The sequence below is a fragment of the Streptococcus sp. K0074 genome (genome assembly GCF_048843365.1).
Taxonomy (GTDB): Bacteria; Bacillota; Bacilli; order Lactobacillales; family Streptococcaceae; genus Streptococcus; species Streptococcus mitis_BM.
Window position 1 is genome coordinate 1,868,134 of sequence record NZ_CP184836.1, and the last position, 19,121, is coordinate 1,887,254.

Consider the following 19,121-nt stretch of genomic DNA (forward strand, 5'->3'; position numbering starts at 1 on the left):
AGGTAGGAGGATACAATAGAAACCCTATTACTAAGTAATACTAGTTAATCCCTAATATTGAAAAGATTGGATAGCTTCTTTCAAGTCATCTTGTAAACTATTTCTCTGGTCAAGTTGGACATAGACTTCCAACAGACAGGATCTGAAGTTGGAAAATTTATAAAAATCTTCCCTTTCTTCTATCGGAAAATCAACAGTTTTTATCCAAGAAGCTACTTGTTCTTGCGCTAACTTCCCTTGTAAAATCGGTTCATAAAGTACTCTGGCTAAACGCCAATCTTCATCATCTGTAAAACGAATGGACATTCTTTTAAATAGTTGGCCAAGTATCTCAAATACTTCATGAACTCTGGTTTTAGGAAAGTCTGGATGACAAACCACCTCTGTCAGTAAATCGGCTCCATGTGCAAAAGCATGAACCCGACCATACTGACTTGAAAAACCTGTTGTATCCTTTTCTTTTGAAAGATAGTACAACCCTTGATTTAAAAGGACATTACGAATTCCTGCATTTAATTCCTGATAAAAAATCGATTGCTGGTTGGCATCAGCAGACAAGAGATTTGCATAAATAAGCGCCCTAAAAGAACGTTCAAGTGTTGACAAGCCTACCTTATCAATCTCCTTATCTAACCCTCCATCAGATGAAATCCCTTCAGCAATGAAATGAAATTGTTCCTGTGTAAATAGCTCTTCCTGAATCCCTCTAGCAAAGCTTGTAAAAACAAGGTCATCGCGAATTTCTGGAGAAGAATCTCCCAAATGATCAAGCAACCACTGGATTTCCTCCTGATGATAACTTGGTTTTTCAACTGCTATTTTTCTTAGTAACTCTTGATACATGGGCAATAACTCTACACTTCTAGCAACTTGATATAATCTAGACCCCATTTCTCGACAGCATCTAAAACAACTCTGAATTCCTGCCCCATTTCAGTTAAGCTGTACTCAACTCGTGGTGGAACTTCGGCATAGACCTTTCGTTGAACAATCTTATCCTTTTCTAATTGACGGAGATGACGGGTCAAAATAGTTTGAGTAATCCCAGGCAATAATCTCTGCAATTCTTTAAATCGTTTGGTACCCGTACTCAACTGATAAATGATTACCAGTGCCCATTTCCCCGTTAAAACCCTCTGCGTTGTCGCAAATGGACAAATACCATACTCACTCACTTTATTTGTCATAAAATATCTTCTTTCTATTTTTTAAAAAAAATTTATCTTTTAGTATCAATAATAGTACTACTTTTGATACTAGCTATCAAAAAAATCTCTACTTGTTTTTTTGTTTGTAACTGTTACAATTATATCATAAAAAAGAAATGGAGAATAGATATGTCAACAAACTTAGAAATTTTCAACGCTTATAACCAAGCTTTAATTGCTGGTGACTTTCCTGGTGTCTTTGAAACGATGGCAGACGATATTGTCTGGCATCAACCTGGTACTCATAGTATATCTGGTACAGTTGTTGGTAAGGACAAGCTAGGAGCTCACCTGGCTACATTTGCTGAGAAAACTAATGGAACCTTTAAGGTGGTAACAAATTGGGTTTCTGACAATGAGGATTTAATCGCAGCCAATGTTACTTTTCTTGGAACACGTGCTGATGGTACTGAACTCAATATGAACGGGATTGACCTCTTCCGCATTGAAGACGGAAAAATCAAAGAAGTTTGGCTCTTCTCTTCAGATCAAGCTGAAGAAGATAGCTTTTGGGGATAATTTAAGAGGCCAGGACAAAAAATTTTGATTTTAGGAATTCTTTATTATAAATTTTTAAAATCGATAGATTAGAAAAAAAGCGAACAAGACAGAATTCTGAGTTTCAGATAACTCGTTTTGTTCGCTTTTTATATTTAAGGTTAGACTTTTGTTCCAGACTCTTTTAATTTACTCTCCCAACTGGGCACTGTAGGCGATGATCTGATCAACTGTGTCAGACAAGAATTGGATGGTATCACGGAGTGGTTTGTCTGTTGAAATATCAGCACCGATAATCATAGCTGACTCAAGTGGTGTCTTGCTACCACCTGATTTGAGGAGATTGAGCCAGTCCTCAGCTCCAGTTTCTGAATGTTTCAGATGAAGGTAACCCGCAGTCGAGATGACTAGTCCTGCTGAGTAAGTGTAACTATACAAGCCCATGTAGTAGTGAGCTTGGCGCATCCAAGTCAAAGCTGCATCATCGTCAATTTCAATGGCATCTCCCCAGAAATCCGTCAAGACTTCCTTCATAATGCTGTTGAGTTTGCTTGCTCCGAAGGTTTCTCCTTCTTCAATCAATGTGTAAACCTTGCGTTGAAAGGCTGCTTCCAAAAGGTGGGTAATAAAGTTATGGAAGTAGGTATCTGTCAAGCGGTGTGCCAGAGCGAAGCGTTTTTGACGAGGGTCATCAGATTGGCGCTCCAAGTAATCACTGAGAAGCAATTCATTGAAAGTTGACGGTGCTTCAACATAGTAGGTCGACATGTGAGCATTGAAGTAACTCTGATGATTATCCGAAAAGATGAATTGACCAGAATGCCCGATTTCATGAATCAAGGTATAAACATCGCTCAAACGACCTGTCCAGCTCATAAGGACATAAGGGTGCACGCGATATGGATCCGCCGCATAACCACCAGAATCCTTGCCACTGTTAGCAGCAAAGTCCACCCAGCGTTCTTCTTGATAGCGAGCAACTTCCTGACAATATTCTTGTCCCAAAGGTTCTACCGATTTCATGACCAAGTCATAGGCATCGTCAATAGTCACTGCAGGATTGAGGGCGCTGTCCAAGTCCAACTTCCAGTCTGCAAAAGTCATCTTTTCAAGACCATTTACCTTGGCAACATGCTTGAGGTATCTCTGAGCAACTGGCGCAAAATCCTTCATGATAAGGTCAATCTGACGATCAAACATAGCACGGTCCACTTCTTGCTCAGCTAGAAGATAGTCAAAGACTGAGTCATAGCCCTTCATATCTGCCAAGAGTTTTTCAGACTTGACTTGAGCTAGATAGGCTGCTGCAGCCGTATTTTGGTGCTTACGAAGACCTTCTGAGAAGGAACGGAAAGATTTCTCACGAACCTCAGCATCCTCGTGATTTTGGTAGAAATTCTCATAGGTGACAAAGCTGTTTTTGTAGGTCTTGCCATTGACTTCAAAGTCGGCCATTTCAAAATCCCCAGCTCGCATCTTAGTGTAAATATCCTGCGGACTGTAGAAAACCTCGCCGAGATTGGTCAAGGCCTTCTCCACATCAGCCCCTAAATAGTGGGCTTTTTTTATTTTGGCCTGACGAATGGCAGCTGTTAAATGAGGCAATTTACCCAAACGGTCTAAGACTTCCTCATCAGCTGCCACCAAGGCATCGTCAAAGAAGGTCAAGGCTACACTGGCATCTGTTTCGAATTCCATCCCAGCTTGGGCAATGTTGGCAAATTCGTCATTGCTATAGTCTGTCGTCTGCGGCATAAAACCATAGTTTCCAATATGGCTCATCTGAATGTAGATTTGTTCCAATTCCGCAAAGGCCTTCTCGAAATCTTCAAAAGTGTGAAGATTGCCCTTGTAGTCACGGCTAAACTGGTTGATGTCTTCGCGAGCTTTCTCGATTGCACGCAAGAAATCCTCACGGTCTTGGTATAGGGCTGTTAAATCCCAAAGTTCCTTCTCTGGAAATTCTGAACGGTGTTTTTGTTCCATTTTCTTCCTCTTATTTCTCTAATTCTAATAAAACACTAAGGGCTGATAAGGCGTAAAGCGGTGCTGTTTCTGCTCGCAAAATACGAGGACCAAGACCTGCCAAGACTGCTCCCTTAGCTTCAAAACTTTCGATTTCTGCAGGTGACAGACCACCTTCTGGACCAAAGATAAAGAGCAATTTGGCTCCCTTCTCGAGTCCATTAACTGCTTGTAAAAGCGCAGCGGCTTCTCCTTCTTTGGCCGACTCTTCATAAGCCACTACGATAGAGTCAAATTGGTCCAGTTGAGCTAGAAAGTCTGATTTTTTCTCGAAAAGTGTGACACTTGGTACTAGATTACGCTTGCTTTGTTCTGCTGCTCCAAGGGCAATTTTTTCTAGTTTTTCAATCTTTTTACCCAATTTCTTGCCATCCCATTTGGCGACCGACCAATCGGCAGGGAAGGACCAAATCTGGCTGGCGCCCAGTTCAGTTACTTTTTGAGTGATAAACTCGAGCTTGTCGCCCTTGGGAAAGCCAGATGCGATGGTCACCTGGATTGGTAATTCCACGTTGTCAGCTAACTTTTCAACCAACTCAAACTGACGATTTTCAACATCCAAGACGCGCGCCAAGCGCTTGATACCATCATCAAAGACTAAGGTCACCTCATCATCTTCTTTCAAGCGCATAACCTGAAACATATGCTTGCTGGTTTCCTTGTCCTCGATGGTGACAGGAGAGACTGCACTCCCCTTGACAAAATACTGCTGCATGCTAGCCTCCAATCACACCGGAAATATCCTTGGTTTTCTTAAAGACACAGGCATTCCATTCCCCTTGAACCATGTGAGTTTCGAGGAAAAATCCAGCTGACTCAGCCGACTCGCGCACCATGTCCCACTTGTCCTTGATAATGCCACTCATGATGAGGTAGCCTTCATCCTTGACCAAGCGGTAAGCATCATCCGTCAAATGAATAAGGATATCCGCCAAGATATTAGCCACAATCACATCTGCCTCAATCTCAACTCCCTTAAGCAAGTCTCCTGCTGCTACATGAATGTTTTCCATACCAGGGTTGAGCTCAATATTTTCCTGAGCAACACGAACTGCCACATCATCCAGGTCGTAGGCAAAGATTTCCTTGGCACCAAGTAGCGAGCTGGCAATAGAGAGAACCCCTGAACCAGTACCCACATCTAGCACTGTTTCCCCACCACGAAGAACCTGCTCCAAGGCAAAGAGGCTCATCTTAGTGGTTGGATGGGTCCCAGTTCCAAAGGCCATGCCAGGATCCAGCTTGATAATCTTTTCTCCAGCAGTCGCCTCATAGTCTGTCCAAGAGGGAACGATGGTCAAATCATGAGTAATACGAGCTGGTTCATAATATTTCTTCCAGTTGTCTGCCCAGTCTTCTTCAGCCAAGGCAGTCGTCCCCATCTTGACCTCTCCCAAATCCATAAAATCCGTCAATTCTGCCAGGCGAGCCTGCAAATCTGCTTCAACCACTGCCACATCAATCGTATCAGGATAGTAGGCTGTTACCACGATTTCTTCTTGTTGCTCAACCTCTGGAAAAATTTCACCAAAACGATCCACATTTCCCACATAGTCCATACTGTCTTCGATTGCGACTCCTTGAGCTCCCAGCTCAATCAAGAGGTTGGAAACCAACTCCTCCCCCTCACGCTTCACTGTAACTTTTAACTCTTGCCATGTTTCCATATTTATTTACTTTCTATAATTCTAGTTTACTTATAAATGATGTCCAATCTTACCCAAAATAATCTTTTTTTCTGTTTCATCAAAGTTAAAATATATGCGAGCTCTACTGTCAGGTCGAAACAATTTAAAATGCATAATATAATAATGTTTTCCAATTTTATATTTTCTTTTTGTTTCTCCACTTCCCATACTTGAACAATTTCCTACAAATGAATTTAAACTGTCAATTAATCCTTTTCTATTCCCAATAAACGAATCTAATTTATTACCATAACAAAAATCATTCAAATCATCTAAAACTCGTAAGACCTCTTCTTTATAATCCTTTGGTAAATAATCTTTAACAAATTCAAATACAAAATCTTCTTCTGCTAATATAAAATTATCAAAATAAGGTATTTTTAGCGTTGATTCAAATTCACTCATCGGCATCGATAATATGAACTCTTTTTCAAGTTCCATTGCTTCAGCATCATTAATTACTGAATTTTTTATCTCTCTATCTGTTAAATATTTATAGTAGGGTTCACTTTCAATATCCTGATAAGTTTTTTTGGAGGATATGTTAAAATTATAAAAATTTGGAAGACAATATGTCATTAATTCATTGGGTATGTTTTCAAAACCATTACCCATCTCATCTTTCATAAAAAAATATTCCTCAGGTATTTTACAAGAAGAATTTTCAATATTCTCCTGCAAATAAATAGAGTAGTCACTCTCCATTGTAATCGCTCCAAAATCACTAGGAGTATGTACATACAATTCACCAATCTTATGTTTCATGCTATCTTCCTAATCTATGCTTCATCATTTCAAATAAATCAATCTTAGCTTGATCAAAGAAACCTTTTGGCCAATCAATAATTTCTCCTGATTCATTAATTCCAATAGAAATTATTTCATGTCTTCCATCTTGTTTATTAAAATAATATAATCTAAAATCTGATTCAACACACTTTTGTCTTAAACTATATAATCTCATGCCATTAATTACATGATCACTATGTGTTTCAACGATTACCTGGACTCCCCCTTTATGACTTAATTCAGCTAAAAATTGTCCAATTTGAGATTGTCCATACGGATGCAAGTGTGCCTCTGGATTCTCAACAATGAGCACCCTCTCTTGCTTATCTTTATTATTTAATACCGATAAATAAAGCCCTTGAACTATGATTGGAAGAATATATGATATCCCAAAACCAACATTAGTAGGTAGCACATCTATTCCATTTTCTTTAAATCTCAACGAAGACACTCCTAAGTCGTCATTAACAAAAACTTCAAATTGAACGTCATCAATTATTTTATTTACCCAGTACTCACATTCATTTTTAAATCGACCATTGCTCTTTTTTATTGTTGTAGGAAATGCTGATGTGAAATTCTGCATATTTACTCTATCTAAAACAAACAGTGTATTCTGGCCAAAACTTCCTACATCTTCCACATCTGTTTTTTCAATCATTTGTGAGATTCTGGGGCCAAATCTTTCGGCATTAATATAATAAAAAATTTTCCCATTTCTTTCATCTGCTACCGTTGATAAGTAATTTTCAGAAAAACGTTCCTCTTCAATAGAGAATTTAGAAATTTTATCATCAATACCAATTTGAAATTCCTGCCCACTACTATCTATATCTATGCTATTATCGGTAAAATTAATTAACTTTGACGGTAAACCTAAATTTAACCCAAATATATCATTCGTGTAGATTCGTTTATTTTTTCCAGATAATTCATATAATAAAAGAGATTGAATAAAAGATGATTTCCCTGCTGAATTTCTACCAGTTAATACTGTCAACTTTGATAACTCTATACTTTCATCTTGAAAACACTTATAATTTTTAATCCTTACATTTCTAATAGGCATTCGTCAATTACCTCCTGACACATTTTAAAATAATTTTCTACCTTACTCTTACTATTCGTTGAAGTTGATATAGACATAAAATTAGTAGGATCTTCTAACTTTTGAGAGAGTTTATCTAGAGCTATTTGACTATAATTTCCAAAATTAATATTTTCATATTCTCTATTGGCTAAAATAACACTAAACGCACTAAACAGTGGTTTGTTTATTAACATAGAATATTCGTACTCTTCTTTCTCTTTATTATAGATAACCTTCACAAACGCTTTATCCCCGAATAACTTAAAACATCTACTCATTGAAGTTTTAAAAATTTCTAAATATTGGCTAAGGCTTTCTTGAGAAATTATCTTATTCAACTTCTCGTTTTCATCATTTAATAAATCAACAATATTAGAACTCTGATAATTTACTTTTTTTGCTTCAAAATCATAGATTCTATGAAAGGCAAAAAATCGCAATACTAATTCATGATGATCTAATCTCAATGTTTTAACACGCCTGTTAGTTGCAGATAGAAACTCTTCAGATTCTGTGCATAAGTTTAATAATTTTCTAGTATAATTTGTACTTACGGCATTTCTCATTTCCTGGTTATTAAGAGCTTTCCCTCCAGTGTTAATTCGTTTAAAAATATCATAAATGATTCTGTGTGGAGAATCGTAACTAAGTATATTCAAAGATAACTGTGTTCTGTTTATTCTACTTTTTATTTTTGGAGGGAGCTCCGAAAATCTACTTCCATTGTATGAATCACCCAGATACTCTAATGACGACAACCGAAACTTATCATTTAAAAAATCAAAAATTGTTGTCAAACGTTGCTGACCATCTATAACTGAGAACTCATAATCATCATTACTATCTGCGCCCGTTTCATACAAGTAAAATGCTGGTATTGGTATACTTAACATCAATGATTCAATTAAGTGAGATTTTCTCTTGTTTTCTTTCCAAACATAACCACGTTGGAAATCTGGACTTAAGTTAATTGCATCTTCTGTATGAAGTTCATGCAAATATTTAACTGAAAGCAACTGTTGTTGAATGTTGATATCTTCTGGATTAAATGGACTACTAATATCCTCTGTAATCTCTTGCTCTGTATTTTCAACTCCTAAAAAATTATTTTCCGTTTTTTCAATAGTCAGTTCTTGAAGTAACTCCTGGAACTCAATAAAATTCAATGCATCCTCATTAAGAGACCTATAAAAGAACAGCTCCCCTTCTTCAATTACCACAACGAACGCTGGAACTTGAAAATACGATTCGATACGCTCTAGTATATCATTATCTTTTTTATACTTTTCTTTATATTCCAATATTACAAATGGCTTCTCGGAATGGAAAATAGCAAAATCTACAAATAAATGATTATGGTTATCTTTACTAATTTCATGATTTTTCCGAATGTCATAGCCTACAAATTTTTCCTTTAGTTTATCAAAAATCTGTTGTTCTTTCATAATGTATTCTCCTTTTTGGTTTTATTTTTTATTATTTAGTATCTCGGATAAGGATAAAATTCTCCCTCTTCCAAGCCAACTTTTCCTTCTTCAAAGACTTCTTGGTTCCATTCCATGACGAATTCTTCTGCTTCTGGGTCTTCCAAAAAGTCCATGAGCGCATCTAGCCCAACCTCGGCAGTATCTTTGAGGAAAAGAGCAAAATAAGCTAAAAATTCACGAGAAAATCCTTTTTTAGGAAGGTAAGGGATAACCGTCAAATAGTCTTCCTCATTGACTGTTGATTTAGCAGGATTGTAAAAGAGTACTGCTTCCTCAAAGAGAATGTCATCTGACGAAACCTCTCCGTCTTCATCTACCATCTCCACACCTGCAGCGTTTTGCGCTTCCAATAGAAAACTCACTTCTACCGCGTGATTGCGCTTGTCCCAACTAATCTCAAAGTCAAAGGGAAAGTTCTTCTCCAACTCTTCCTCTAAAACATCTAAAAATCCGTATGTTGCCATTTTATCCTCTTTCTATGCGACTCTTAATCGCCCCGATTGCTCGGAAATATGCTAAAATAGATACTACCATCTTACCACAAAATTATTTTATGTCCTAATTATACCATATTACCTCATTTAAACCCTTGGTATCAGTGATTTTATTAAAAGTCTGATTTCTTTATTTTTCCTGAAAAATCAATATAAAAAGCCCTCAAAAGGGCTAAGAAACCTATAAAATCAATAGACAAGTAACCAGCACAATTAGGAGTGCTTTTTTTATTGACTATTCCCACGATGTCACACTTAATCTTATGCTTGTATTTTCTTATCTGCAATAGCGTCTGTCAAAGTCTGAGAAAAGTTAAGTCCCATTTCTCGTCCCAACTTATCTGCCCATCTTGGTATGGTCAAGGTCTTTTTAATTGGTTCCTGACTTCCTAAGTACTCTGATACATCAACAGATACCATAGAAATAAAAGATTTATCAAGGTCATAGGTTGACACGAAATCTTCATCATCTTTAAAAGGATCATTATCAATTAAAGACAAGCTATTGATATCTGATGGCTGGGGCAAATCTTCATCATTCTCTATCAAATCTGCAACAGTTATGCCTAACCACTCCGAACCCATAGCCAGAGCCTCAGAAATCCCCTCTCCTTGTGTAGCTGAGTATTCAAAATCCGGGAAATGGACAAAATAAGTCGCTTCTGCTCCGTCTGTATCGTCATAATAAAATAAAGCTGGATACGTAACTAACATCTCACTACCTCCATATCAAAAAGCAGGGGCTGAATTTTACAACCCAGCTTGCTTTCTTATCCCTCTTTCAGTGTACTTATTCAGCTCACCATGAGGGATTGTGATAGGTCTTTCCCCTTGCTTCTCCATTTTAATATGGGAGCCTTTACCGCCTCTAGTCTTTATCCAACCATGAGCCGTAAGGAGTTTGACCATCTCTTTTTGTGTCATAGGCATAGCGCTTTTACCTCCTGACAACACCATTATAACACGTGCTACACGTATTGTAAAGGAGTGATACTTATTATTCTCTTATACATAAAAGCCCCTAGATGTGGTTCTAAGAGCTTCTAATTTATTCATACCTATTTTTCTAATGAGTAGTGAATACTGCTTCTTTATCTAGTAATTCATCATCTGTATAGTCAATTGTAAAAGTATCTCGATCTAAGACAGATTGAGGCGGAGTTGAATGAATCATAGGAACACTGCGTATCCTATACCTTTTATCTCCAATTTTTACAAACTGATTAACTCTCAAGTCTTCGAAATCAGGATTTTCAACAGTTATTACAAGGAGACGATTTGCTACTTTAAAAACATCAACTATTCTATTTTTCATGTTTTTTTCCAACCCATTATTAGAATAAACTCCTTGATAAGCAAGATCAAGTTTAGGTTTAATTTTTTCGTACAAATCCAAAATCTCTTTTGGAGTATCTTCACGGAATAAAAATTGTCTTTTCCCTGACATAACCTTATCACTAAGAATCCAATAACGAATTCGTTTTGTAAAAATCAAAACTTCCTGACTTGGTAGTTCCATTACTTATCACCTCTCCTTCATTATAATTCATACAATAATATTTAGCAATCTTATTTCACAAGTCAGCAATTCTACTTCTTTGGACTCAACTTTCATATTTTGAGTTTTAAGGAAAATCAATTCTGTTATGCTGATACCTTTCCACATCAAATTAAATGGTCAAAAATACTCTATTTCACTCCCTGAATGTTACAAAACCATTGAAATATCACAACTAATAGGCTAGAATGGACATAGTAAGATACATTTGGTGAGTTATACTGCTCAAAAAATATGAAACTAAAATCCACGTTAGAAAGGACTACTATGCCAGACAATCTCGCGCTTCGCATGCGCCCTAAAACCATCGACCAGGTCATCGGTCAGGAGCATCTGGTCGGACCTGGAAAAATCATCCGTCGCATGGTGGAAGCCAACCGCCTGTCCTCCATGATTCTTTATGGACCTCCGGGAATCGGCAAGACCAGTATTGCCTCTGCCATCGCAGGGACGACCAAGTATGCCTTTCGAACTTTCAATGCGACAGTAGATAGTAAAAAAAGACTCCAAGAAATAGCTGAAGAGGCTAAATTCTCAGGTGGTCTTGTACTGCTACTAGACGAGATTCATCGTCTTGACAAGACTAAACAAGACTTCCTCTTGCCTCTCTTGGAAAGCGGACTGGTCATCATGATTGGGGCGACGACTGAAAATCCCTTCTTTTCTGTCACTCCAGCCATTCGTAGTCGTGTTCAAATTTTTGAGTTGGAACCTCTGTCTAACCAAGACGTCAAAGAGGCTCTACAGATAGCTCTAAGTAACCCTGAGCGTGGTTTTGATTTTCCAGTAGAACTAGATGAGGATGCGCTGGACTTCATCGCAACCTCTACAAACGGAGACCTGCGCTCTGCCTTTAACTCACTGGATTTGGCTGTTCTTTCTACCCCTGAGAATGATAAGGGCATTCGCCATATCACTCTAGACATCATGGAAAATAGTCTTCAGAGAAGCTACATCACTATGGACAAGGATGGAGACGGTCACTATGATGTTCTATCTGCCCTGCAAAAGTCTATCCGTGGCTCAGATGTTGATGCCAGTCTTCACTATGCTGCCCGCTTGATTGAGGCTGGGGATCTGCCAAGTCTCGCTCGTCGCTTGACCGTTATCGCCTATGAAGATATCGGTTTGGCCAACCCTGAAGCCCAGATTCATACCGTGACTGCTCTGGATGCTGCCCAGAAGATTGGGTTCCCAGAAGCCCGCATTCTCATTGCCAATGTCGTGATTGATTTGGCCCTTTCTCCAAAATCCAACTCAGCCTATGTAGCTATGGATAAGGCACTTGCTGACCTCAAAACATCAGGGCACTTGCCTATTCCGCGACACCTGCGTGATGGACACTACAGCGGAAGCAAGGAACTAGGGAATGCCCAAGACTATCTCTATCCACACAACTATCCTGGAAATTGGGTCAAGCAAGACTATCTGCCAGAAAAAATCCGCAATCATCACTATTTCCAAGCAGAAGATACTGGTAAATATGAACGGGCTTTGGCTCAAAGAAAGGAAGCTATCGACCGTTTGCGAAAAATCTGAAATCCTTTTCAAAAAATTGCACTTTCCTCTTGATTTTTTTTGAAAAAGTGGTATCATATAAACATAGAAACGCTGTGGTGTACGACTTCACACTTAAGTGTTGACCGACTATTTTTTGTATTATTAGGGAAACAAAAGTCTTCTAACAGCATGTAGGCCGTCTCACACGGAAACAGCTTCAGTTAGAGCGAGTTGCCCACCTGCTTAATTGCGCGGGTTCAATACAAACCGTGAAGTTTCGGCACCAATACAGCTTTTTTCTTTGCCTCCTTAGCTCAGCTGGCAGAGCAGCGGACTCTTAATCCGTGGGTCACAGGTTCGATCCCTGTAGGGGGCATCTAAATCAACAGGAAAAAGCCTTGAGTTCCAAGGCTTTTTTGCTTGTCTATAATTAATTTGCCTCATCATTTGCCCCACTTTTAAATCTATCTTTTCTTTTTGAATCAAATTACATCTTAACAAATAGTGTAAAGCCAGTTACTTTTGCTTTGATGCCATACAATATTTTCATGTAGAGAAGACAAATTTTATCTTCTCTTTTTATTTTCAAAATAATAAAAACTGATTTTCTTTTCATGAATCAGACCGAAACTTCCAAATTGTTTATTTATTTTATTGACATTTTCTATAACAAGAGGTAAAATAGTTTCACAATCAAAATATACTATATAAGGGGTATTGAAATGAAATTTTCCAATCGTTTACTGCTATTCCTTGCAGGAGTTGTTTTTGTCCTTTTAGGACTTTTCCTATTTACAAACCCAGTAGCTAATCTTGTTGCTTACAGCTGGTGGATTGCATTTGGTTTACTGGTTTCTTCTATAGCAGATATTTTAGGCTATTTCTCTGCACCAAAAGAGCTTCGCTCACCAGCTCATCTTTTCAAAGGGATTGTTAATCTTCTCTTAGCTCTTTACCTCGTTGCCTATGGCTTTGTGACGCTGCCAGTTGTCATTCCAACTATTTTAGGAATTTGGTTAATTGTAGAAGCCATTATAGTTTTCTTTAAAGGCAATCGTCTGGGATTGATTTTCCCTATTATTGGCAACCATATCATGTGGATAGCGTTGCTTGCATTTTTACTAGGTCTAGTGATTTTGTTCAATCCAGTAGCTACAAGTGTCTTTGTCGTTTATGTCGTTGCCTTTGCATTTTTAATTGTTGGTTTCACCTATATCCTTGATGCCTTTCGTAAATAATCTAGCTGCCATTTTGGGCATATTAAAATAGCTGGGAAGTTACATTCTCAGCTTTTTCTGTTGCCTCCTTAGCTCAGTTGGTAGAGCAGTAGACTCTTAAGCTATGGGGCGCAGGTTCGAGCCCTGCAGGGGGCACATCTAAATCAACAGAAATAAGCCTTGAAACCAAGGCTTTTTTTAACGTCTAATAGCTTTTTGTAGAAAAGTATTTAAAAATAAAAGAGAAGAGAATCTCTCACTCTCTTCTCAGTATATCTTATTAAATTTAGTTTTTCTTAATCTAGCTGATTTTCCTTTGCAACGACAAATTCCTTAACCAATCGATAGATAACAGCAAATATCGGTGTAAAGAATATCATCCCAAGTAAGCCAAAGAGATTGCCTCCAATACTAGCAGCCGCAAGCGTGAAAATAGCTGGCAAACCAATAGACTGACCTACAACTCTAGGATAAATAAGGTTTCCTTCAATCAGCTGTATAACTTGATATAGAAGAAGAGAAAGTAAGGCTTGAGTAGGACTCACTGTGAAGATAAAAATCGCTCCCACAACACAAGCAATCATAGGCCCTACATAAGGAATGAACGATAGCACTCCTGCAAAGATACCTGTCATTACTCCATAGGGTATCCCAAACACGCTGTAACCAACCGCTATCATAACTCCTATGATAACTGCTTCAATCAGCTGACTCATCAAAAATTGGTCATAAGTCTCTAGTGCTACTTGTCCAATGTAAGTCAACTTTATCACCACCTTCTCTGGAAGAAAAACTTTTAGAAGTCGACTCGTCATCGCTGCCAAATGTTCCTTACTGGATAAAAATAAAAAGGTGAAGACTATAATCAAAAAGGCATTCATCAAACTTGAAAAAATATTGCCGATATTACTAGTCAGACCTGATAAAAAACCTATCAAAGCTTGGCTAATAGAACTAGATTGTCCCTGTATGCCTGATACGATAGTTGACAACATGTCTTTGGTTACAAATTCCGAGCTGCCTAGCAATTTCCCAAGTTGAGTAAGGACTGTTGAAAGGACTGTTCCCAGCTGACTAATAGTCTGGGCTAGGGTTGGCAGCACCAAAACCAAAAGAGCAATCACGATTAAGATAAGAGCTAGGAAAACAAGTACCATGGCAATCGGACGACGCAACTCTGCCTTTACCTTCAATTTAACTAAGTACTGTTCAATTTTTTTCATAGGAACATTAAGCACAAAAGCAATAACAGCACCATAAATCAAGGTTGATATTACATCAAAGAGAGAGATTGCTCCTGATATAAAGCTCGATGCATTCAGAATTACAAGAGCAACCAGCCCTATAAAAAGTATTAACGGGGTGTATTTTTTTACTAAGTTCATAAATTCTCCTTAATAAACATGTTTAGATACGACTATACTATTTGGTTTTTCAAACTCTCGATTAAGGTAGGCTTGGTAAGTTCCTGGAGCGATAAATCCTTTGGGTGAGAGGATATCGGTGCCAGCCTGACCGACTATGGTATCAGCCAAGAGCACACAGTTTGTAGATAAGACAAAGTAGGATTTAAACTTAGATTTGATAAATTTATAAAGTTCCCCATCTGTCTCATGTCTGATTTTATAAGCGTAGGTGTAGTCTTCCTTACCATCACCTGTCATGATTTTATCTGCACTTGGCTCCCATGGAATCGTCAGTTGTTTCAATTCAGCCAACTTTTTCTGAACTGCTTTTTCCATTTCAGGCGTCAAATCTATCCCATAACCAAAAAGCGTTTTTTGACTCTCACGTTTACATAGGTCAATGTACTTGTCACGATCACAGAAATATAAGACACCATCTCCTACCATGCCAAATAAGGTCTCAGAAGACGGATCATAGTTGCCATAAGAAATAACACGGCCTTGATAGCAGATATCCACATGACCAATTGCCGAAAACAGAGAGGTCTCAGCTGTATGAACAAAAATTTCAAGCTCCGCTGTCTTACCAGACTTCACCATTCCAAGATGGATATCCTCTCTCTCATCAGCATTTTCCTGCATGAATTTGTTGATTTTTGCTAAAGTTCTTGCAGGGATGAGAGCGGCTAGGACAATAGGTAAGCTCATTCTTACACGACGTTTGAGATGGTTTTTCCCAATTTCCTCCTCAAACAAGAAACCATCACGGATATTGGACAGACCATAAAGGAAAAAATAAGCCCCTAATACAAAGAGTTGAAAGACAGAATTTCCTGTAGAGGACAAAAGACTAGTCCCACCAAGAAAAACTAGTACGAGTCCATCTAGTAAGAGACGAAAACGAGGTCGAATTTTGTTTTTGCGGTAGAGAACATAGGTGACAAGGTTAATACTAGCATGAAAAATCTGATAAACTCCAATCACAAGAGCCAAAATATAAATCGGCACATCCGTCGCAAGATTGGAGCCAAGCAAATATCCCAGCACTAACAATTTAACCAGTGCAACTCCCAAGGTGTCCGTTGACTGACTTTTTTTGAAAATACGTAATACTAAATCTAAGACCGTTGCTATCCAAGCTAAAAACAGAACCAGTCGAATAACCTTTACTGGCAACCAAGTCCCCGTGACCATCAAGATGAGACCTAGCAGAACAAACAAGAACCCCTGAGCAAGTAATTTCTTACCTGTCAGACCTAAAGATAGAATTTTCGCCATATAAAAACCTTTCAACAATAAAAATTAAACACTCCGATTAAACTGACTAGTAAATAGCCAACACTACAAACAGCCTGTGCCAGCAACATATGGTGACTAGAAATGACTGTAGTAATGTCACCATCTTGTCTTATGCACTTCTAAAATTTGTTATATTGATTAGAAACCAGAGCTTATAAAAACTAGCTAAACTCGAGAGATAGACACAATTGCGACGAAAAAATGTATAACCAATTCAACTTGTTAAGGTAAGAAAGCATTATTTCCAATCTATTAATTATTCATCTATTACCTATTATGACACAATATTCCCTATAGTTCAACTTTTTACTTGTTTTTATATTACACGGACTAAAAAGTTTTCAACAGTTGATTGCATTTGTTTTAATAAGTTTTAACCTTTCTTGGTTAGATAAAAAAAGAACCATACAGTTTAGAATCTGTATGGTTTTTGCCCCACTTTTGTCCCATTTTTAAATCATGACATTGAAAATACCTAAAATCACTTATATTTCAATATTTTTAATTGCTCTCAATATGAAAGTCCTTTCCAAATCCCTGTAGGGGGCATCTAAATACAACAGGAAAAAGCCTTGATTTACTAGGCTTTTTTGTGTAGTCTTAGCACTAAAAACGATAGAAAAAGCGGCCCTTCTGTACTGACCCCAAAAGTTGGACAGAAAAAACCTAACTTTTGTGGCGCAGTTCATTAGCGCCACATAAAGTTATTTAAGCATCTCCTTTTCTCTCATTACCATTTTCTGTTATAATAAATTGTACTTCTAAAATAGAAAGGTCTTAAGATGACAACTCTTATTAAACATAAACGTGTAGAATTTTCAGAACTTTTTTATGACTTAGTTTTTGTTTTTGCAATTTCAAAAGTAACTACTTTAATCGACCATCTTCATAACGGTATTTTGACTTGGAATTCTTTCCTTGATTTTTTCATTGCTATTTTGGTTCTCATCGATTCCTGGATGATTCAAACCGATTATACCAATCGCTATGGAAAGAACTCTTTATTTAACATGGTAATCATGTTTATCAAAATGGGACTTTTACTCTTTATAGCCAATATGATTGGACCTGATTGGCAACAATATTTTCATTATCTCTGTTGGGCTATTGGTACATTAACCCTTACCTTATTTTTTCAATATTTGGTTGAATTTTTTAGAAAATCAACCGATGATGTTGAACGGGAAAGTATCAAAGGTTTTCTATGGATAACAGGTCTAGGAAGTTTAGGAGTCTATCTAGCAGCTCTTCTTCCTATTTACGTTAGAGTCTATATCTTCTTTGCTAGTATTCTGTTTATCTTTATTATGCCAAGTATCTTGCTTAATAAAGATAAGCATTACCAGGTAAATCTCCCCCATTTAATCGAGCGCATCTCCCTTCTTGTCATTATTACGTTTGGAGAGATGATTACGAATCTAGCTAACTTCTTTACAATCGAGAATTTCTCGATTTATTCGGTTCTTTATCTCATTATTATGATTTCTCTGTTCTTGTTTTATTTTGGTCAATTCGACCATGCTATTGATGAAAAATCTAATCAAAAGGGACTATTTCTAATTTACAGTCACTATCCTATTTTCATTGGACTTATGATGATGACTGTATCGATGAGTTTTCTTCAGAATCCTGAAGCTAATCGTCTCTTTGCAACCAGCTTCTCTTATATCGGATTTGGCCTCTTTCAAGCTGCTGTCCTAGTAAATGGGCCCTATAACAAACACTATCTTCGCTATTCGAAAAGTTACTACTGTGTCCAAGCGACACTCTATCTGGCTGCCTTTATTCTCTCTTTAATCTTTGCTTCTAATCCTATAATAGTAGTGAGTATAACAACCATTTTAGCTCTAGCTATAGCCATTCATTTTATTTATTTTTATATGACACAGAATAAAAAATATTCCAAATCTAACTGGGAGTTATTTTAATGAGTTTATAACATTAAAAAGCTTTGGGAACCAAGGCTTTTTTTCATTAATTTGTTTTTCCATTTTATCCTCCGATTTGAACTCGCACTGACATTTATTTATAACAAAACTATATATCTAGAATAGCATAATCATTAGGTATTATAGGTTTTCAAACCAAATACGAGTCATTCGTTTTTGCCCCACTTTTGCCCCATTTTTAAATCCTGACATTGAAAACACCTAAAAGTATTTCCCTAAAATCAGCTATATTTCAACATTTTTGTTTATTTTCAATATGAAAAGTTCTTACAAATCCATGTAGGGGGCATCTAAATACAACAGGAAAAGCCTTGGAATCAAGGCTTTTTTGTATATCTCTTCTACTTTTGGTCAACAATGGATAAGTTAAGCAATATTTTTGTTCGCTTTCTTTATATTTGTAATTAAACGCCTATCTCCCCTTTTTCATGATGTATTTTCGTACAGGTGCTTCAACCATTTGAACGATTTCAAATCCTTCTTTTTGATAAAGGTGCTGGGCTGCTTGATTTGCTTCGAGGACATTTAAAGAAATACTACCTATGTCTCCATTTTCAAAGACCAAACTAACAAATTTCCTTAAAGCCTGCCTACCTAAGCCTTGTCCCTGTTTCTGGGGATTGATAAAAAAGCGTCCAATATGAAGATTGCTGTCTTCTTGCCTGATTTTCTGGATAACCCCCACAAACTCTTGTCCTTCAAAGATTGAAAAGATTCCTTCCAACTCTTGCAAGACTTGAAGGGTCAGTGGAAAAGGAATCTTTGGTCCCATCCATTGTTCCTGAAAATCTTTCCCCAGGGAGTTGGACCATTGGCATACGAGCTGAGCATTTTCTGTGCTCACATTTTCTTCAAAACGAATTATCATCTTTGCCTCACCATCTTATCTATGTTTCTCCATTATACTACTTCT

Annotated in this window: 18 protein-coding genes, 2 tRNA genes and 1 pseudogene; 6 read left to right on the forward strand and 15 right to left on the reverse strand. The window is 37.4% G+C overall.

The window, feature by feature from the left end; genetic code table 11:
• Positions 1-51: 51 nt before the first annotated feature.
• Both ACN076_RS09145 and ACN076_RS09150 read right to left on the reverse strand, forming a co-directional pair.
• Positions 52-843, reverse strand: coding sequence for a DUF2785 domain-containing protein (locus ACN076_RS09145; protein WP_261060124.1), 792 nt, complete (start codon positions 841-843; stop codon positions 52-54).
• An 11-nt stretch (positions 844-854) separates the two neighbouring features.
• The gene (locus ACN076_RS09150) at positions 855-1,187 is read right to left on the reverse strand and encodes a helix-turn-helix transcriptional regulator (RefSeq protein ID WP_261043793.1); all 333 of its coding nucleotides are present in this window, start codon (positions 1,185-1,187) and stop codon (positions 855-857) included.
• A 150-nt stretch (positions 1,188-1,337) separates the two neighbouring features.
• Between ACN076_RS09150 and ACN076_RS09155 the strand changes: the two genes are divergently transcribed.
• Positions 1,338-1,727: a nuclear transport factor 2 family protein gene (locus ACN076_RS09155; protein WP_371613430.1), complete on the forward strand. Its 390-nt coding sequence runs from the start codon at positions 1,338-1,340 to the stop codon at positions 1,725-1,727.
• A gap of 168 nt (positions 1,728-1,895) precedes the next feature.
• On the opposite strand, the gene pepF is transcribed toward ACN076_RS09155, so the two are convergent.
• The 10 genes and pseudogenes from pepF to ACN076_RS09205 all read right to left on the reverse strand — a co-directional run.
• The gene (gene pepF / locus ACN076_RS09160) at positions 1,896-3,692 is read right to left on the reverse strand and encodes an oligoendopeptidase F (RefSeq protein WP_420789881.1); all 1,797 of its coding nucleotides are present in this window, start codon (positions 3,690-3,692) and stop codon (positions 1,896-1,898) included.
• A 10-nt stretch (positions 3,693-3,702) separates the two neighbouring features.
• Positions 3,703-4,446, reverse strand: a complete 744-nt coding sequence (locus ACN076_RS09165; RefSeq protein ID WP_004256076.1) for a 16S rRNA (uracil(1498)-N(3))-methyltransferase — start codon at positions 4,444-4,446, stop codon at positions 3,703-3,705.
• A 1-nt stretch (position 4,447) separates the two neighbouring features.
• Positions 4,448-5,398: a 50S ribosomal protein L11 methyltransferase gene (gene prmA / locus ACN076_RS09170; protein ID WP_420789882.1), complete on the reverse strand. Its 951-nt coding sequence runs from the start codon at positions 5,396-5,398 to the stop codon at positions 4,448-4,450.
• A gap of 30 nt (positions 5,399-5,428) precedes the next feature.
• On the reverse strand, positions 5,429-6,184 hold the full coding sequence (locus ACN076_RS09175) for a hypothetical protein (protein ID WP_420789883.1): 756 nt from the start codon (positions 6,182-6,184) through the stop codon (positions 5,429-5,431).
• A gap of 1 nt (position 6,185) precedes the next feature.
• A complete protein-coding gene (locus ACN076_RS09180; RefSeq protein WP_420789884.1) occupies positions 6,186-7,277 on the reverse strand; it encodes a DUF3696 domain-containing protein in 1,092 nt (363 codons plus the stop codon).
• Positions 7,259-8,743, reverse strand: coding sequence for a DUF262 domain-containing protein (locus ACN076_RS09185; RefSeq protein ID WP_420789885.1), 1,485 nt, complete (start codon positions 8,741-8,743; stop codon positions 7,259-7,261). Before ACN076_RS09185 ends, ACN076_RS09180 begins: the two co-directional genes overlap by 19 nt.
• Before the next feature lie 35 nt (positions 8,744-8,778).
• Positions 8,779-9,249, reverse strand: coding sequence for a DUF3013 family protein (locus ACN076_RS09190; protein ID WP_000257122.1), 471 nt, complete (start codon positions 9,247-9,249; stop codon positions 8,779-8,781).
• 291 nt (positions 9,250-9,540) lie between these two features.
• Entirely contained in the window at positions 9,541-9,993 is a 453-nt protein-coding gene (locus ACN076_RS09195; protein ID WP_261053138.1) for a type II toxin-antitoxin system HicB family antitoxin, read from the reverse strand.
• Between the two features lie 36 nt (positions 9,994-10,029).
• Complete coding sequence (locus ACN076_RS09200) at positions 10,030-10,209, reverse strand: type II toxin-antitoxin system HicA family toxin (protein ID WP_001132287.1); 180 nt, start codon at positions 10,207-10,209, stop codon at positions 10,030-10,032.
• Between the two features lie 379 nt (positions 10,210-10,588).
• Positions 10,589-10,798: pseudogene (locus ACN076_RS09205) on the reverse strand (hypothetical protein); the annotation flags it as partial.
• Between the two features lie 306 nt (positions 10,799-11,104).
• On the opposite strand from ACN076_RS09205, the gene ACN076_RS09210 reads away from it, so the two are divergent.
• From ACN076_RS09210 to ACN076_RS09225, 4 genes are all read left to right on the forward strand, one after another.
• Entirely contained in the window at positions 11,105-12,376 is a 1,272-nt protein-coding gene (locus ACN076_RS09210) for a replication-associated recombination protein A (RefSeq protein ID WP_219966990.1), read from the forward strand.
• Between the two features lie 264 nt (positions 12,377-12,640).
• Positions 12,641-12,713 (forward strand) — tRNA-Lys (locus ACN076_RS09215).
• A 346-nt stretch (positions 12,714-13,059) separates the two neighbouring features.
• Positions 13,060-13,575 (forward strand): DUF308 domain-containing protein, encoded by a 516-nt coding sequence (locus ACN076_RS09220; RefSeq protein ID WP_153193055.1) that lies wholly within the window; start codon positions 13,060-13,062, stop codon positions 13,573-13,575.
• Between the two features lie 62 nt (positions 13,576-13,637).
• A tRNA-Lys gene (locus ACN076_RS09225) sits at positions 13,638-13,710 on the forward strand.
• Between the two features lie 140 nt (positions 13,711-13,850).
• Here the strand turns inward: ACN076_RS09225 and ACN076_RS09230 are convergent.
• Together ACN076_RS09230 and ACN076_RS09235 are read right to left on the reverse strand one after the other, a co-directional pair.
• Positions 13,851-14,939, reverse strand: a complete 1,089-nt coding sequence (locus ACN076_RS09230; RefSeq protein WP_004256071.1) for an AI-2E family transporter — start codon at positions 14,937-14,939, stop codon at positions 13,851-13,853.
• Positions 14,940-14,948: 9 nt separating this feature from the next.
• A complete protein-coding gene (locus ACN076_RS09235) occupies positions 14,949-16,238 on the reverse strand; it encodes a hypothetical protein (RefSeq protein ID WP_084927218.1) in 1,290 nt (429 codons plus the stop codon).
• An 803-nt stretch (positions 16,239-17,041) separates the two neighbouring features.
• Between ACN076_RS09235 and ACN076_RS09240 the strand changes: the two genes are divergently transcribed.
• Positions 17,042-18,187: a low temperature requirement protein A gene (locus tag ACN076_RS09240; protein ID WP_084927219.1), complete on the forward strand. Its 1,146-nt coding sequence runs from the start codon at positions 17,042-17,044 to the stop codon at positions 18,185-18,187.
• A 433-nt stretch (positions 18,188-18,620) separates the two neighbouring features.
• On the opposite strand, the gene ACN076_RS09245 is transcribed toward ACN076_RS09240, so the two are convergent.
• Positions 18,621-19,076: a GNAT family N-acetyltransferase gene (locus tag ACN076_RS09245; protein WP_084927220.1), complete on the reverse strand. Its 456-nt coding sequence runs from the start codon at positions 19,074-19,076 to the stop codon at positions 18,621-18,623.
• Positions 19,077-19,121: the final 45 nt, after the last annotated feature.